This is a genomic window from Paenibacillus sp. J22P15 (genome assembly GCF_056269345.1).
In genome coordinates this window covers 149,039-165,760 of sequence record NZ_JBWDNT010000006.1, presented here as the reverse complement: position 1 = coordinate 165,760, position 16,722 = coordinate 149,039, and the positions used below count along the sequence as shown (strand labels likewise).

General features: G+C 45.0%; 19 protein-coding genes and 1 riboswitch. All 19 genes read left to right on the top strand.

Going from position 1 to position 16,722, the window contains the following annotated elements; genetic code table 11:
- Positions 1–36 precede the first annotated feature (36 nt).
- The 19 genes from AC0YN6_RS15645 to AC0YN6_RS15555 all read left to right on the top strand — a co-directional run bounded on the left by AC0YN6_RS15645 (position 37) and on the right by AC0YN6_RS15555 (position 16,710).
- The gene (locus tag AC0YN6_RS15645; RefSeq protein WP_475747949.1) at positions 37–597 is read left to right on the top strand and encodes a manganese efflux pump MntP; all 561 of its coding nucleotides are present in this window, start codon (positions 37–39) and stop codon (positions 595–597) included.
- Between the two features lie 42 nt (positions 598–639).
- Positions 640–1,218 (top strand): low molecular weight protein arginine phosphatase, encoded by a 579-nt coding sequence (locus tag AC0YN6_RS15640; protein WP_475747948.1) that lies wholly within the window; start codon positions 640–642, stop codon positions 1,216–1,218.
- 104 nt (positions 1,219–1,322) lie between these two features.
- A riboswitch (ZMP/ZTP riboswitch) is annotated at positions 1,323–1,403 on the top strand.
- A gap of 98 nt (positions 1,404–1,501) precedes the next feature.
- The gene (gene rpiB, locus AC0YN6_RS15635; protein ID WP_475747947.1) at positions 1,502–1,960 is read left to right on the top strand and encodes a ribose 5-phosphate isomerase B; all 459 of its coding nucleotides are present in this window, start codon (positions 1,502–1,504) and stop codon (positions 1,958–1,960) included.
- A gap of 16 nt (positions 1,961–1,976) precedes the next feature.
- Positions 1,977–2,582, top strand: a complete 606-nt coding sequence (locus tag AC0YN6_RS15630) for a TIGR01440 family protein (RefSeq protein WP_475747946.1) — start codon at positions 1,977–1,979, stop codon at positions 2,580–2,582.
- 79 nt (positions 2,583–2,661) lie between these two features.
- The gene (locus AC0YN6_RS15625) at positions 2,662–3,909 is read left to right on the top strand and encodes a serine hydroxymethyltransferase (protein ID WP_475747945.1); all 1,248 of its coding nucleotides are present in this window, start codon (positions 2,662–2,664) and stop codon (positions 3,907–3,909) included.
- Positions 3,910–4,645: 736 nt separating this feature from the next.
- On the top strand, positions 4,646–6,316 hold the full coding sequence (locus AC0YN6_RS15620; protein WP_475747943.1) for a peptide ABC transporter substrate-binding protein: 1,671 nt from the start codon (positions 4,646–4,648) through the stop codon (positions 6,314–6,316).
- Between the two features lie 132 nt (positions 6,317–6,448).
- Positions 6,449–7,381: an ABC transporter permease gene (locus AC0YN6_RS15615; protein ID WP_475747941.1), complete on the top strand. Its 933-nt coding sequence runs from the start codon at positions 6,449–6,451 to the stop codon at positions 7,379–7,381.
- Positions 7,378–8,304 carry an ABC transporter permease gene (locus tag AC0YN6_RS15610; protein WP_475747939.1) on the top strand — a complete coding sequence of 309 codons (927 nt, stop codon included), beginning with the start codon at positions 7,378–7,380 and terminating at the stop codon, positions 8,302–8,304. The genes AC0YN6_RS15615 and AC0YN6_RS15610 overlap by 4 nt, the downstream gene beginning before the upstream one ends.
- 13 nt (positions 8,305–8,317) lie before the next feature.
- Entirely contained in the window at positions 8,318–9,316 is a 999-nt protein-coding gene (locus AC0YN6_RS15605; RefSeq protein WP_475748115.1) for an ABC transporter ATP-binding protein, read from the top strand.
- Entirely contained in the window at positions 9,313–10,275 is a 963-nt protein-coding gene (locus AC0YN6_RS15600; RefSeq protein ID WP_475747937.1) for an ABC transporter ATP-binding protein, read from the top strand. Before AC0YN6_RS15605 ends, AC0YN6_RS15600 begins: the two co-directional genes overlap by 4 nt.
- A 367-nt stretch (positions 10,276–10,642) precedes the next feature.
- Positions 10,643–11,752, top strand: a complete 1,110-nt coding sequence (locus AC0YN6_RS15595) for a glycine-rich domain-containing protein (RefSeq protein ID WP_475747935.1) — start codon at positions 10,643–10,645, stop codon at positions 11,750–11,752.
- A 181-nt stretch (positions 11,753–11,933) separates the two neighbouring features.
- Positions 11,934–12,563 carry a uracil phosphoribosyltransferase gene (gene upp / locus AC0YN6_RS15590; protein WP_475747933.1) on the top strand — a complete coding sequence of 210 codons (630 nt, stop codon included), beginning with the start codon at positions 11,934–11,936 and terminating at the stop codon, positions 12,561–12,563.
- Between the two features lie 38 nt (positions 12,564–12,601).
- Positions 12,602–13,750 carry a non-hydrolyzing UDP-N-acetylglucosamine 2-epimerase gene (gene wecB / locus AC0YN6_RS15585; RefSeq protein WP_475747932.1) on the top strand — a complete coding sequence of 383 codons (1,149 nt, stop codon included), beginning with the start codon at positions 12,602–12,604 and terminating at the stop codon, positions 13,748–13,750.
- Between the two features lie 189 nt (positions 13,751–13,939).
- Positions 13,940–14,173, top strand: coding sequence for an AtpZ/AtpI family protein (locus tag AC0YN6_RS15580; RefSeq protein WP_475747930.1), 234 nt, complete (start codon positions 13,940–13,942; stop codon positions 14,171–14,173).
- Positions 14,166–14,534: an ATP synthase subunit I gene (locus AC0YN6_RS15575; RefSeq protein ID WP_475747929.1), complete on the top strand. Its 369-nt coding sequence runs from the start codon at positions 14,166–14,168 to the stop codon at positions 14,532–14,534. Before AC0YN6_RS15580 ends, AC0YN6_RS15575 begins: the two co-directional genes overlap by 8 nt.
- Before the next feature lie 22 nt (positions 14,535–14,556).
- Complete coding sequence (gene atpB, locus AC0YN6_RS15570; RefSeq protein WP_475747928.1) at positions 14,557–15,315, top strand: F0F1 ATP synthase subunit A; 759 nt, start codon at positions 14,557–14,559, stop codon at positions 15,313–15,315.
- 75 nt (positions 15,316–15,390) lie between these two features.
- Complete coding sequence (gene atpE, locus AC0YN6_RS15565) at positions 15,391–15,606, top strand: F0F1 ATP synthase subunit C (RefSeq protein WP_053373757.1); 216 nt, start codon at positions 15,391–15,393, stop codon at positions 15,604–15,606.
- 85 nt (positions 15,607–15,691) lie between these two features.
- Complete coding sequence (atpF, locus tag AC0YN6_RS15560) at positions 15,692–16,174, top strand: F0F1 ATP synthase subunit B (RefSeq protein ID WP_475747926.1); 483 nt, start codon at positions 15,692–15,694, stop codon at positions 16,172–16,174.
- The gene (locus AC0YN6_RS15555) at positions 16,171–16,710 is read left to right on the top strand and encodes a F0F1 ATP synthase subunit delta (protein ID WP_475747925.1); all 540 of its coding nucleotides are present in this window, start codon (positions 16,171–16,173) and stop codon (positions 16,708–16,710) included. Before atpF ends, AC0YN6_RS15555 begins: the two co-directional genes overlap by 4 nt.
- The last annotated feature ends 12 nt before the right edge of the window (positions 16,711–16,722 follow it).

The window sequence follows — 16,722 nt, the reverse complement described above, 5'->3', positions numbered from 1 at the left end:
GGTAAAGAAAACAGGCGGACATGGAGGAGATAGACTGTGGTAGAAGCACAATTGCAGGCTGGACAGTTTTTGACGCTGCTCATTATTGCGGTGGCACTCAGTCTAGACGCATTTTCTCTGGGGCTTGGCATTGGTCTCAAAGGCATTCGGCTGAGGGATGTTTTGAAGCTGGGCGTTGTGATTGCGTTGTTCCATATTCTGATGCCGCTGGCAGGCATTTTTACAGGGCAATACGTTGGTGCCCTCCTCGGAGATGTTGCCACGACTGCGGCAGGGATCTTACTGGTGCTGCTCGGAGGACATATGATTTATAGCTCACTGCGCGGGGAAGAGGTGCAATCCTTTGATCATAAATCTTTATGGGGTTTGCTCGTCCTTTCTCTTAGTGTCAGCATCGACTCCTTCTCGGTAGGAATTACGCTCGGTATGTTCGCAGCTAACATGTGGATGACGGTACTGCTTATTGGTCTGCTCGGCGGGCTAATGTCTATATTTGGCTTAATGCTTGGTCGTAAGGTGAGCGGCCAACTTGGTGAGTATGGAGAGGCTATTGGCGGAGGGATATTGTTCGTATTCGGCATCTTGTTTATTTTTTAATCGATAAAGAGCTTGTAATAGAATGCAAAAGGAGTGGGCAGTGTGAAACGTATTTTATTTGTTTGTACCGGCAATACATGCCGCTCGCCGATGGCAGAAGCAATGCTGCGCCGGATGGCTGCTTTGAGAGGGATTACCGTCGCTGTTCGTTCCGCAGGCATTTCCACCATCGATGGTCTGCCGGTGTCAGCTCAAGCAGTGGAAACACTTAAACAACGGGATATTGAACACAAGAGCACCTCGCTTGCACTGACAAGCGAGGCAGTTGGCTGGGCTGACATTATTTTGACTATGACAGTCAACCATAAGCGCGGGCTGCTGCAATGGCACCCTGAGGCAGTCGATAAAGTTTATACGTTAAAGGAATATGCGAATCTGGATGCTCGTGTGCTCGCTGATATTGAGGAGCTGGAGCAGTTGTATTCAGAGCTCCATATGAAGCAAGCGCTTGGTCAGCAGCTGACTGGGGAAGAAAGAAGACGTTTGCTTGAGCTGGAGCGCAGAATACCAAGCTTCGATATTGGAGATCCTTTTGGCGGTTCGCTCGCAATTTACAATAGCAGCGCCAATGAAATTGAGGATGCGCTTGTGAAGCTGCTGGATAAGCTGACCAAAAAATAATACTGCGTAACGTAAGATGAATCTCCCGAGGAAAGCTTTAGCGGGTTAAGCTAGTATGGATTGATTTTTGAAGATGTCTCAGTTATAATAAACTGACAATATACGGTTTCCGATGTAACTGGCGACGGAAGTGGGTAACCACGGTGGAGCATCGGAATATACGGCCGGTCGCCTGGGCAAAGAGCAGCATGCTAATTAGCATGTCTTGCTCTTTTTTCGTCTTTTTGAGCAAAAATAGGTATACTAGCACTGTGATGTTTCATTTCTAAGGAGGTCTTTTACGTTGAAAATTGCTATTGGTGCCGATCATGCAGGCTACCGTTTGAAGGACGAGGTTGTACCTTATCTTCAATCGCTTGGTCATGAAATTGAAGATGTTGGTTGCAACTGTGACCAATCGGTTGATTATCCAGACTATGCATTGCCCGTATGCGACCTTGTTACGAGCGGCAAAGCAGAGCGCGGTATTCTAATTTGCGGAACTGGAATTGGTATGTCGATTGCAGCTAATAAAGTACGCGGTATCCGTTGTGCACTCGTGAATGATATGTTCTCAGCCAAAGCAACACGGGAGCATAACGATACGAATGTTTTGGCGCTTGGGGAACGTGTTGTTGGTCCTGGAATGGCTTTGGAAATCGTTCGTATATGGCTGGAAACACCGTTCTCGAACGGGGAGCGTCATGTCGGTCGAGTAAATAAAGTGAAACAAATTGAAGAAAAGTACAGCAGCCAGTCCTAATTAGGGGGCCATCGCAATGAGCGTAAACGAAAACGTACAGCTTGGAGTCATTGCAGAGCAGGTAGAAGTCATTGTTCGAGAGCTGGTGTCGGCAGGCGGGCTTGTTATGAGTCAGCTGCTTGTAATCGGTGTAAGTACTAGTGAGGTGCTCGGTCACCGCATTGGGACTGCAGGAACGATGGAGACGGCTGCACAGATTTACGCAGGCGTGGAAGCTGTTCGACGCGAGGTAGGTTTCATTCCAGTTTATCAGTGCTGCGAGCATTTGAATCGCGCGCTTGTAATTGATCTAGCTGTTGCACAGCGATGGGGCTTCGAAATTGTTGGTGCAATTCCTGTGCCGAAAGCAGGCGGATCCATGGCGGCATACGCCTATCGTCAGCTGAAGGAGCCTTGTTTGGTGGAAACGGTACAAGCACATGCAGGCATCGATATCGGTGATAGTTTCATTGGCATGCATCTGAAGCGCGTAGCTGTTCCAGTTCGTCCGTCCATCCGTGAGATTGGGGAAGCCCATGTTACGATGGCCGTTACAAGACCGAAATTAATCGGCGGTTCCCGCGCAGTATACGAGCAGGACACGAGTATTACGGCAGAGCAATCGACTGGAGCATGCGAATAGCTGCGTGATGAGCCATGATGATTTTATTTTATAAACCATTTAATAATATAGGCTGTCTAATTTGAGGAGGAATTTGATCATGGAAAATTTGCGCAAACAAGACCCAGAAGTATTGAAAGCATTAGGACTCGAGCTTACGCGTCAGCGTGATAATATCGAGCTTATCGCATCCGAGAACATTGTTAGTGAAGCAGTATTAGAAGCAATGGGCAGCGTACTAACGAACAAATATGCAGAAGGTTACCCAAGCAAACGTTTCTACGGCGGCTGTGAGCATGTGGATATCGTTGAAGATATCGCTCGTAACCGTGCGAAAGAGCTATTCGGTGCTGAACATGCGAACGTGCAGCCTCACTCCGGCGCACAAGCGAACATGGCAGTTTACCTTGCAGCTTTGAAGCCTGGCGACACGGTTCTAGGTATGAACCTCGCACATGGCGGTCACTTGACTCACGGCAGCCCTGTTAATGCATCCGGCTTGCTTTACAACTTCGTGGCTTATGGCGTACAAGAGGATTCCTTCACAATCGATTACGAAGAAGTTCGCAAGCTTGCTTTCAAACACCGTCCTCGTTTAATCGTGGCAGGCGCAAGTGCATATCCGCGTACTATCGATTTCGAGAAGCTTGGCAAAATCGCTACTGATGTTGGCGCATTGTTCATGGTTGATATGGCTCATATCGCTGGTTTAGTTGCAGCTGGCCTTCATCCGAGCCCAGTGCCGCATGCACATTTCGTAACAACGACAACACACAAAACCCTTCGCGGTCCTCGCGGCGGTATGATCCTTTGTCGTCAACCTTGGGCTGCAGCTATCGATAAAGCTGTTTTCCCTGGTTCACAAGGTGGTCCATTGATGCATATTATTGCTGCGAAAGCTGTTGCTTTCGGCGAAGCGCTTAAACCTGAATTCAAACAATATGCAACACAAGTGGTCAAAAATGCGAAAGTCCTTTCCGAAGAGCTTGTTGCAAAAGGTTTCAACATCGTTTCCGGCGGTACAGACAACCACTTGATGCTGCTTGATACACGCAGTCTGAACATTACAGGCAAAGCTGCTGAGCATGTTCTTGATGAAGTAGGCATTACCGTTAACAAAAATGCGATTCCATTCGATCCAACTAGTCCGTTCGTTACTTCTGGTATTCGTATTGGTACACCAGCAGCAACCGCTCGCGGCATGGAAGAGAGCGCAATGAAGGTTATTGCTGAAGTTATTACACTCGTGCTTAACAGCCCGCAAGATCAAGATGTGCTTGCTAAAGCTCGTGGTATGGTTCGTGATCTTACGGCGCAATATCCGCTTTATCCAGGTATGACTTACTAATTTCAAATATTTATTACTTTAAATTAGGACCTACACGGTGCATATGCGCCGTTAGGTCTTTTTTGCTGTTTTAATCGTGTACAACTATTTTTTATGAAAATTTGTACAGGAATAATAAATGTATAAGTGATTCAGATGTAATGAGGTTGTATTTAATAGTAAAAGTGAAGGGCGTTACATCTATTTTTCCAGAAAATAATTAATGAATAAAATCAGAGGTTTTTGCTATGATTGAAGTGGATATGCAGTATTTTCATGAAATATACCGCTTGAAAACGATATATGATGGATTTAAATGGAATATAAAAGAATATATGTTTTAAATCGTAATTTATAAATTAAGACCTAAATTTGTTAAATATTAACTGGCAAAATAATAATTTTAAAAATTAACATCATAATTAATCGAATAAACGCTGTGAAGCATTAAAGCAACAGATTAATTAATTGAATAAACGCGTTAATGCGCTAAAGAAAAGTGTATAAAAGTATATTGAAACAAAAATTTACAGCTTACATATTCTTGATAAATAATTAACATGGTTGTATAGTGAAAAATATTATAAAACATTTATCTCATTGTTTAAATGGGGATGGTATTCAGCGCTGCTCAAGAGGATACGTATATTTGCATTGGACAAACTAGTTTTTGATGCAAATGTTTGTAAACGAAGCGCGTGCGTTGAACGATTTTACCCAAGTTGAACACAGTAGAGAAAAAAACGGGAGGATTACAATGAGAACAAGAAAGTCTGCTTTATCATTTATTGCTGCTTTACTCATTCTTGCTATTGTCGCTGTAGGTTGTACGCCGAAACCAGAAGCGGGCAACAACGGCAATACAAACGGAGGAACTTCCGGCGAGACATCCGAAGCGAAACCATTCCGTATGAATATTCACTCTGAGCCGTCTACTCTTGATCCTGCACTGATGGAAGACAATGTGTCGGGTACTTTGGCAACTGGAATTTACGAAGGTTTGACACGTAAAAACGAGAATGGCGAGTCCATTCCGGCTACTGCAGAAAAATGGGTAAAATCGGAAGATGGCAAAACCTATACATTTACAATCCGCAAGGATGCAAAATGGAGCAATGGTGACCCGGTTACAGCAAATGACTATGAATTTTCTTGGAAACGCGCAATTGATCCTAATGTAGGTTCAACTTATGCGTACCAATTTTACTACATCGTTGGCGCACAAGATTATAACGAAAGTAAAGTGGACAATGCTGATGGCGTAGGTGTTAAAGCGCTGGATGCTCAAACGCTTGAAGTTAAGCTTAATGCGCCTACTCCTTATTTCTTGAGCCTAACATCGTTCTCCGTGTACAATCCTGTTCATCAATCGGTGAAGGACAATGCCGCTTGGGCAGCTGATGCGAAAACAATCATCGGTAACGGTCCTTTCAAAATGAGCGAATGGCAGCACAATACGTCAATCAAGCTCGTTCCGAACGATAACTACTATGATAAAGACCAAGTGAAGTTTTCTGCTGTTGAATTTTCAATGATCTCTGATTCTGCAACTGAGCTTGCGAACTATGAGACTGATAAACTTGACTACACAGGTAAACCAACAGGTGAAATTCCAGCTGAACAAATCCCGGTTCTAAAAGAATCGAAGAAGGATGAGTTCTATACAAAAGGTATTGCAAGCTCGTACTACTACCAGTTCAATACGGAGAAAGCTCCTTTCAACAATGTGAAAGTTCGTAAAGCACTTGCGATGGCTATTGACCGTCAAGCAATCGTTGAGAGCGTAACGATGGCTGGCGAGGTTCCATCATTCGGTTTCGTTCCACCAGGCATCATTGGTGAGAAGGTAGATTACCGTACAGAAGTGAAAGATGATTTCTTCACTGAAGATGTGGAGGCAGCTAAGAAATTGCTAGCTGAAGGACTATCTGAGCTTAAGCTTGATAAGTTCCCTAAAGTTACACTAACTTTCAACACAAGTGATGGACATAAGAAAATTGCTGAAGCAATTGTTGAAATGTGGCGTATAAATCTTGGTATTGAGGTTGGTATCGAGAACCAAGAGTTCCCAGTTCTATTGGAAAACCGTTCATCAATGAACTATGACATTTCTCGCGCTGGCTGGGGAGCAGATTATAACGATCCAATGACTTACTTGGATATGTTTGTGACTGGCGGCGGTCAAAATAATACTGGCTTTGCATCTGCTGAATATGATGCTTTGATCAAAAAAGCAAATACAAGCGGAGATCAAAAAGAGCGTATGGCAGCTATGACTGAGGCTGAGAAAATCCTTATGGAATATATGCCGATCATGCCGATCTACTACTACAGCAACGTGTACATGCTTAAACCTGGATTCAAGAACATTTTCTCTGACTACAAAGGCGACGTTGACTACACAAGAGGTTATTACGAAGCGGAATAGTCGCCCTTCTTGCACCTGAAGCTAGGGATATATGCGGGGTGTCCGCATATATCCCTTTCTTGTTGACAGATTCAGACTTTAACACTAAAGCATTACTTCTTGTTTATATTCTGTAAGGAGGTGTCCATTGCGTTGATAAAATATGTATCCAAGAAGTTTCTGTCCATGATTGCTTCATTGTTTATTCTTGCGTCGGCTACTTTCTTTCTCATGAAGATTATTCCGGGCGACCCGTTCATTAGGGAAAAAGCGATTCCCGAAAAAATAAAAGAGCAGCTCTTTGCAATGTACGGCCTGGACCAGCCGTTGTTGAAGCAGTATCTCATGTATCTAAACAATTTGCTTCATGGCGACTTAGGGATGTCGATGAAACAGCAATATATGTCCGTATCTCGCATTATCAAGGACAGCTTTATTTATTCTGCTCAAATTGGACTTTTTGCAGTTATAGTATCACTGGCAATTGGTCTTATCTTAGGTATTGTCGCTGCACTTAATCACCGCAAATGGTTGGATAGCGCGACGATTATTATTGCCGTTCTTGGGGTATCGATCCCCAATTTCCTAGCTGCATCTATGTTGCAGTATGTTCTAGGAAGCAAGCTGCGCTGGCTCAATGTATCCGGTCTGAATGACCCGACAGATTTCATTATGCCTGTGCTTGCACTTTCCTTTCTACCGGCGGCATTCATTGCTCGTCTGACACGCTCAACCATGCTGGAAGTATTGTCTGCTGATTATATTAAGACCGCTCGCGCGAAAGGTTTGAGCGGCCGTATTATCTTGGTGCGTCATGCGCTGCGCAATGCTATTTTGCCTGTTGTCACTTATATCGGGCCGATGACTGCGAATATTATTACAGGTTCCGTCGTAGTCGAACAAATATTTGGTATTGGTGGAATCGGTAAATATTTTGTTCAAAGTATTACTAACCGCGACTATACGCTCATCATGGGGCTTACTTTATTTTACGGAATAATTCTTATGGTTGCTCGGTTCTTGACTGATATCGCTTATGGTTTAGTCGATCCGCGCATTAAGCTGTCAAGAGGAGGGGGGAAATGATGAAGGATAACAACTTTACGCCTGATCAATTCGCAAAGCTGAGCAAAGATGAGAAGCACACCGAAGTTGTTGTGCGCGAGAGCATATCCGCATGGAAAGATGCTTGGCTGCGTCTACGCTCTAACAAAATAGCGATGTTCAGCTTAGTTATTCTATTGATCGTCTCCCTGATGGCGATTTTTGGACCTATTATTTCAGAACAGGATTTTCAAACCAATCATCTCAAGGAGAAGAATCTAGGACCAAACTCTACTTATTGGTTTGGTACGGATGATCTCGGTCGAGATTTGTTTACAAGAACTTGGATGGGAGCAGGCATATCACTGCAGGTTGGTATTTATGCGGCTCTTGCTGATTTAGTTCTCGGTGTCATTATTGGCGGAATTATGGGTTATTTCGGTGGACGCGTGGATGAAATATTGAATCGTATTTGCGAAATTCTATACTCGATTCCAAATATGCTTATCATTATTCTTCTTATCGTTATACTCAATCCAAGCATGTTCACGATCGTTCTTGCGCTTAGTATAACCGGCTGGATCAGTATGGCCTGGATTGTACGCGGCCAAATTATGCAGCTCAAAAATCAAGAGTATGTCTTGGCAGCCCAAGCGCTCGGCGCAGGCACAGGACGTATTCTGTTCAGACATCTTATCCCTAATGCAATGGGTCCAATTATCGTAACGTTGACCCTGACTGTACCAAGCGCGATCTTCGCTGAAGCATTTCTAAGCTTCTTGGGTCTAGGGGTTCAATCCCCAGCGGCTTCTTTGGGTACGCTTATAAATGATGCAATAAAGGCATGGACGCTGTATCCATGGAGAATGATTTTCCCAGCAGCCGTTATAAGCATTACGATGCTTTGCTTTAATATTTTTGGCGATGGTCTGAGAGATGCGCTTGATCCGAAAATGAAGAAGTAGGAGGTGGTCAATGATGGAGAAGTTACTTGAAGTAAAAGACCTTCGTGTTAATTTCAAAGTTCGAGGCGGTATCGTTAAAGCGGTTCGCGGTGTGAATTTTCACGTCAACAAAGGCGAGGCAGTAGCCATTGTTGGGGAGTCCGGTTGCGGCAAGAGTGTAACCGCACAATCGCTCATGCGTTTGATTCCATCGCCTCCGGCCGATACTAAAGGATCAATTATGTTTAAAGGTAAAGAAATATTGAACATGTCCAAAAGTCAGATGGAGGACATTCGCGGCAAAGAGATGGGCATGATCTTTCAAGATCCAATGACCTCTCTAAACCCTACGCTAACGATTGGCCGTCAAATTACGGAAGGGCTAATCAAGCATCAAGGGATAAGTGGCGCGAAAGCGACGGAACGAGCGATTGAAATGCTCGATCTTGTAGGCATTCCAAACGCTGCTTCGCGGGTTAATCAGTATCCGCATCAGTTCTCGGGAGGCATGCGTCAACGGGCGATGATTGCCATCGCACTTGCATGTAATCCTTCGCTTCTTATTGCGGATGAGCCGACAACGGCGCTAGACGTAACGATTCAGGCGCAAATTATGCGAGTTATGAAAGATTTGCAGCAAAAAATGGGTACTTCTATTATTCTTATTACGCATGATTTAGGCGTTGTAGCAGATATGTGTGACCGCGTTATCGTTATGTATGCCGGTAAAGTTGTGGAAACAGGGACAAAATGGGAGATTTTCAAAAACCCTAAGCATCCTTATACAAAAGGATTGCTGCGTTCTCTTCCTCGTCTTGATCAGAAGAAGGATGAGCCATTGGTGCCGATTTACGGTATGCCACCAGATTTGATTAAACCTCCTGCAGGCTGCAGCTTCTGCGCTCGTTGCGATTATGCAATGAGAGTGTGCGTGGATAATGATCCTGAATTACTTCCAGTGGACGGCAATGAGGATCATGAGTCGGCATGCTGGCTAGCACATCCTTATGCAAATCGGGAGGTGTCAGTATGAGTACGCCATTAATTGAAATTAATAATTTGCGTAAATCTTTTAATTTAGGCGGAGGAGCGACGCTCCATGCCGTTAATGATATAACCTTCTCCATCAAAAAAGGAGAAACTGTCGGCGTAGTTGGCGAATCCGGTTGCGGAAAGTCAACAGCTGGTCGAACTATTATGCGACTTTATGAACCAACTAGCGGCGGTGTTAACTTCGACGGGCAAGATATTTATAAGTTGAAGGGCTCTAAGCTAAAGGATCTTCGCCGTGATATGCAAATGATATTCCAAGATCCATATGCATCATTAAACCCGCGTATGACGGTTATGGACATCATTGGAGAAGCGCTTGATATTCACAAGCTTGTTGCAAGCAGGAAAGAACGTAAGCACAGAGTTGAGAGTCTGCTTGATGTCGTTGGTCTTAATCCCGATCATGCAACAAGGTATCCGCATGAGTTCTCTGGAGGTCAAAGACAGCGTATTGGTATTGCGCGTGCGCTTGCCGTTGATCCGCGATTCATCATTGCGGATGAGCCGATCTCAGCGCTCGATGTATCTATTCAAGCGCAAGTAGTAAACTTAATGATGGATCTGCAGCGCAAGATGGGTTTGACTTACTTGTTTATCGCTCATGATTTGTCGATGGTTAAACATATAAGCGATCGTGTAGCGGTTATGTACCTTGGTAAAATTGTTGAGCTTGCAGAGAGCAGCGAGCTGTATGCAAGCCCTGCTCATCCTTACACAAGGGCTCTGTTATCAGCTATTCCAATTCCAGATCCAGAAATTGAAGCTACACGCGAGCGTATTGTATTGACAGGTGATTTGCCTAGTCCAATCAATCCGCCATCAGGCTGTCAATTCCACACACGTTGTCCAATTGCGACAAACAAATGTAAGGTAGATGAGCCTGCGCTTCTTGAAGTGAGAAAGGGGCATTTTGCCGCTTGTCACTATGCGTCAGTTTAAATATATAAAATGATTAATAAGGTGGAGCAAGGATCATTCCTGCTTCACCTTATTTTTGTTATGAACAAGTTGTACACAAGATTGTGCATAAGTTGTGGATAAATGTGGATAACCATTGATTTTATTGTGGATAACTATATGATTATTATTTATAATGTTAATAATATTATTAACATTATTCTTATTATCAATATTCTTCTTATTATTATTGTTCATATTATTATTATGATGTGAATAGATTGTTAATGATAGTTTGCAGAAATATATATTGTTCACCAATTAATCGCGAGGTAGAGCATTGCGTTGTCTCGTTCTCGCGGGAATTGTGTTAATATATGGGTAATACGAACTGATGCAGGAGGTTGAAATGGACCAAATAGCAACGATCATGGTTATAATTGTAATCTTTATTATTTTAGTGAGCGTGGTTTTAAAATCAAATAAATCTAAAGGCAATAATCAGCTCGGCAGAAGAGGAAGCGGCTCGGCGGGCCGTACGAACAGTTTTACACCTTGGCCAAATACTGAACTGCCTTCGGCGCTCGGGGTTCCTTACGGTCACCCGGCGAGAACTGCGGCAGAGCGTTTGGTATCTGCGCTAGGCCTGGATTTTGAGAGCCGAGTGAAGGATCGGGTACTAAAGGAGTTTCCGAGAATTTCAGATAAAGAATGGAATTGGACTTGGTTTGAGCTGAAGCGCTATTTTCTGATGTGCGGCATTATGCGCGGCGTTCCTATGTATAGCAAGCAGGCAGATGCGGTATGGCATGAAATGCTTATGTTCACGAGGGAGTATGAGCAGTTTTGCACGAAATTCTGCGGTGAGATGATCCATCATGCACCTCATGCGCCAAGTGCTCAGCCGCATCCTGGAGAAAGGGCGCTGTTTGACTGGGCTTATGGGGAATTATTCGGGCAAGCACCGGCGAGCGGCAGAATATGGGGGGCTTTTTACCGTACACGAATGTCGGAGCAAAGGCTGGAGGAACTTGCAGGATGGAGTCCTGAGGAGCTTCACAAGCAATGGTTTAATGTGAAAGCAACATCGCGGTATGCCGACCTGGATGCGACGGTCCGCTATATGATAGATCGAGCAAAATTACAGATTATTTCTGCTGGACACAGCAAGGAGCCGCGCAGTAATGATACACGCTTTGCAAACCGGCATGATTATGACCCTGCTCTAGGAGCAACCGGTTTGCTGTCCGGATTACTTATTTACAACTCTATTTCGCATCCAAACGATTTTGCTCAGCAAATGGATCAAGCGCAGTCCGAGGAAGAGCGTAAATCGAATGGCAGCGGAGATTCTACCTATGCATGCAGCGGGTCATCTGATGATGGGCGAGACCATTCAGGAGGAAGCGATAGCGGAGATGACGGATCAGGTGGCGATTCATCCTGCGGGAGCGGCGGAGGGGATAGCGGCGGGTCATCATGCGGGTCTTCCTGCGGCGGTGGCGGCTGCAGCAGCTAACGAAAAGGAATATACTTACAACTGACGGCGGCATCCATCTTGGTGACGTCGACAGTTGTATTCGCGTTCACAAAACACAAGATGCAACGGCTTGTTTACAATGCTATAATATACGGGATTGTGTCAAGACTACTGTAACAACACTACTAACATTAACAACAAACGGGAGGAATACCGCTCCATGAGCAAACTGATCATTTGCGACCATCCGTTAATTCAGCATAAGCTGACTTTTATTCGGGATAAAGAAACGAATACAAAAGATTTTCGGGAATTGGTTGATGAAGTCGCTACCTTGATGTCATACGAAATTACAAGAGAAATACCGCTGGATACGATTAAAGTACAGACTCCCGTAGCAGAGACAGACGCGAAAGTTGTATCCGGAAGAATGCTTGGGCTAGTACCTATACTTCGTGCTGGTCTTGGAATGGTCGACGGGATATTAAAGCTGATTCCATCGGCAAAAGTAGGTCATATCGGGCTTGCTCGTGATCACGAAACGCTGCAGCCGAAGGAATATTACATTAATTTACCAACGGATGCGCCGAATCGTCTTCTTATTGTCATTGATCCGATGCTGGCAACGGGGGGATCGGCTATCGCAGCGATCAATTCACTAAAGAACCATAATTGTGATCAAATAAAACTAATGTGCCTTATTGCTGCGCCGGAAGGCGTTAAGGCCGTACAGGAAGCACATCCTGATGTCGATATTTATATCGCGGCTCTGGATGAGCGGCTGGACGAAAATGGATACATTGTTCCAGGTCTAGGTGACGCTGGTGACCGCATGTTTGGAACGAATTAGCACAATGTCGTATGAAATGATAATAGGAGTGAAATCTTTTGTCTAAACTGAAGGTAATGACCATTTTCGGAACACGTCCGGAGGCAGTCAAGATGGCGCCGCTGGTACTTGAGCTGCAGAAGCGCGAGGACGAGATCGAATCGATCGTATGTGTGACCGCGCAGCATCGCCAAATGCTGGATCAGGTTCTTGATTTTTTCGAGATCCATCCGAACTATGATTTGAATGTAATGAAGGATCGTCAGACGCTAACCGAGACGACTGTGCGTGTACTAGAAGGCCTAGATCCTGTTCTTACACAAGCTAAGCCTGATATCGTTCTCGTTCACGGCGATACACAGACGACATTTCTCGCAAGCTATGCTGCTTTCTTAAAGCAAATACAAGTCGGACACGTTGAAGCAGGGCTCCGCACTTGGAATAAACTCTCTCCTTATCCTGAGGAGATGAATCGGCAGCTTGCCGGCGTGCTCTCTGATGTACACTTTGCACCGACGGAATGGTCGGCTAACAATTTGCGCAAGGAGAACAAGCCTGCTGCTGCTATTTATGTGACTGGAAACACAGCTACTGATGTATTTCAGTATACGGTAGATGAATCCTTCTCACATCCAGTCATCGACTGGGCGAAGGGGAAACGGATGATCCTTATGACAGCACACCGACGCGAAGCGCTCGGTGAGCCGCATCGCAACATTTTCAGAGCGGTGAAGCGGATTGCTGACGAGCATGAAGACGTCGTCGTCGTTTACGCGGTACATCCGAATCCAGCTGTAAGAGAGCCTGCAAATGAAATATTGGGCGACCACCCGCGCATTCGCTTGATTGATCCGCTCGATGTGTTTGAGTTCCACAATTTCTATCCGCATGCCTATATGATCATGACGGATTCGGGCGGTTTGCAAGAGGAGGCTCCATCGTTTGGCGTTCCAACACTTGTTCTTCGCGATACGACCGAACGCCCGGAAGGCATCGAAGCAGGAACGCTTGAACTTGTTGGTACGGATGAGGAGACGGTATACAGCAGGGCGCATGCGTTGTTAACCGATTCCCAGCTGTATGCTCGTATGAGCCAAGCTGCAAATCCTTATGGAGACGGTACAGCTTCCGAACGTATTGTAGACGCGATCTTGCATCATTTTGGCAGGCTAAAGGACCGTCCGGTTTCGTTCACACAACGTTCATAGATTGGTCCGAGGTAATGAGTTGAGAGGCGAATGTACAGCATACAGTAGTACTGTACGGTTTCCGGGACGCACAACACCTTATTTATCAAGGTTTTTGGTCAATATATTCATCAAAAGTTGCAGTGAATTCAATTGACAAACGTGTCTTAGCTTGGATAAAATAAATGAGGATTGACAGGGGTATGAACCATGAATAAAAAGGACAGAAGGGACAATCCGCTGTTTGCAGCCGGACTCGTTGGTGCACTCGGAGTGCAAGTCGCTGTTTGTATCTTTTTAGGCTATTGGATCGGCTCTTCCCTCGGGAACCGTTTTGGTGACGAGAAGGGATGGATGCTCGGTGGCATACTAGTCGGTCTGGCTGTCGGACTAATCTCAGCCATTCTGCTCGTTAAGAAGGTTATGGAGGAAGCCGATGGATAAAATAATGAAGACAGCATTACGCGCGCTTATTTATGCAATGGCGGTATGCCTGATCGTATGGGTGTTCCTTCCGGATTGGCGTACGGTGTCTCTCGGTCTTCTGGTCGGTTTGGCAGCAAGTTCCATGAATGCGTTTTTACTAAGACGCAGAGTAGAAATGGTCACCCTAGGAGCAGCGGGGGTTGGACCACGCAAGAGAGGCCTTGGTCTTGGAAATCGCATCGCAACAGTGTTGCTGGTTGCCATGATCGCCTATCGTTTTCCGGAGGATCTCAGCATGCCGGCCGCGTTAGCTGGCTGTATGGTCATGCCGTTTATTCTTTTGGTAGCAGCATATATTCACAATAAACGACAATCTTAGCGGAAAGGGGTGAAAATTTTAGATGCATGAATTTCCGGTGATGCCACTGGGGCCGTTTAATATCGACATTTCGACCTTGGTAGCACTTGTGGTTTCAGTCATTGTGACGTTCTTGATCGCTAAGCTGGCTGTTCGTAACCTTTCGGTGGACAACCCTTCGAAGATGCAGAACTTTTTGGAATGGGTCGTTGATTTCGTTCAAAACTTTATTTCAAGCACAATGCCTGCAAAACGAGTCAGACCGTTCATTTCTTTAGGAATGACGCTGATTATGTTCATTTTCATCTCCAACCTGCTCGGTTTGCCTTTCGGTATCGTAACCGAAACTAGTACTGTTAATGAAAATATCGGTGTTACGCAGGAGTTATTGGATGAGAAGCATGGTCACGTTGAACTTGCTTGGTGGAAATCGCCAACTGCTGATATTTCAGTAACGGCAGGGTTAGCGCTTATCGTATTCGTAATCGTCCATTTCCTTGGTCTGAAACAGAATAGAAAGCACTACTTGAAGCATTATTTCCATCCTTACCCAGTATTCTTCCCAGTTAACCTTATTGAGACAATCGCTAAGCCAGTAACACTTGCGCTTCGGTTGTTCGCTAACATCTTCGCAGGTGAAGTACTGATTGCAACAATCCTGATGATGGGCTGGATTGGTACGCCGTTCCTAGTTGCATGGCAGGGCTTCAGTCTCTTTGTCGGCGGTATTCAGGCTTTCTTGTTCACGATTCTGACGATGGTATATATTTCACAAGCTGCCATCCATGATGAAGAACATTAATTTTCGCTTTATGCCTTAGGTTAACACTGAGGTTGGCAATACAAAAAACAACAATTTTCGAGGAGGATTTTAAAAATGGAATTATTAGCAGCAGCTTTGGCAGTAGGTTTGGGTGCAGTTGGCGCAGGCGTGGGTAACGGTATGATCGTTAGTAAAACAGTTGAAGGTATCGCTCGTCAGCCTGAACTTCAAGGTAAATTGCAAACAACAATGTTTATCGGTGTAGGTATCGTCGAAGTTGTGCCTATCATCGGCGTAGTTATCGGCTTCTTGGCTTTCTTCCAAGCTTAATAACTGATACTGGCGGGGAAGGCCTTAGCCCTCTTCGCCTTCGTTATGATTAAGACAATATTGTGTTGGGAAAGGAGCGGCATCTATGTCATGGGTATGGGAATCGACAGTAATCGCAATGGTTGCGTTTGGTGTTTTGTACTGGTTACTCAATAAGTACGCATTTGGTCCATTATTCGAAGTAATGGAGAAGCGCAGACAGCTTGTGCTGGAACAAATGAATACAGCTGAAAGCAGTCGTAAAGCAGCTGAGCAGCAAATGGAAGAGCAGAAGGCTGCACTCCAGCAAGCTCGCAAGGAAGCTTACGAAATTATCGAACAATCCAGAACAACGAGCTCGAAGCAAGCAGAAGAGATCGTTCTTACTGCAAAAACAGAAGCATCCCGTCTGAAAGACGATGCTCTCAAAGATATCGAAAGCGAGAAAAACAAAGCTATTGCAGCTCTTCGTACAGAAGTTGGCGGCATTTCCGTGAAAATCGCATCGAAAATTATTGAGAAGCAAGTGGATGAGAAATCGCAAGAGCAGCTAGTTGGTCAATACTTGAAAGAAGTTGGAAATAAATGAGCCGCGACGCAGTCGTAGCGAAGCGCTACGCTAAAGCGCTGTTCGAAGTTGCTGTACAGCAAAAAGCTGTTTCAGAGGTAGAAGAGCAGCTTAAGCTGATCGTACAAGCTCTTGAACAGGACGCTGACATTGAAAAGTTTCTGTCTGTCCCAAGTATTGCTCCAGAACAAAAGATCGCTGTTCTAAAAGCAGCTTTCGGTGATCGTTTATCTGCACTGGTACTAAACACGGTTCAGATTCTTATCGCTCGCAGACGCCAAGATGTTATCGCTGATGTATATGCAGCATACACCAAGGTTGCGGGAGATTCGCTAGGTCAAGCACATGCTACGGTTTATTCCGCACAGGCTATGTCTGATGCTGAGCTTGCTGGTTTAGCTGCGCAGTTCGGACAAGTGACCGGCAAAACTATTATTGCACAGCAAATCGTAGAACCTGCTTTGCTCGGAGGCGTACAAGTACGCATCGGCGACCGTCTTTATGATGGAAGCTTGTCCGGCAAACTGGAACGTTTACAAAAATCGTTTAAAATCTAATGCACTGTAGAT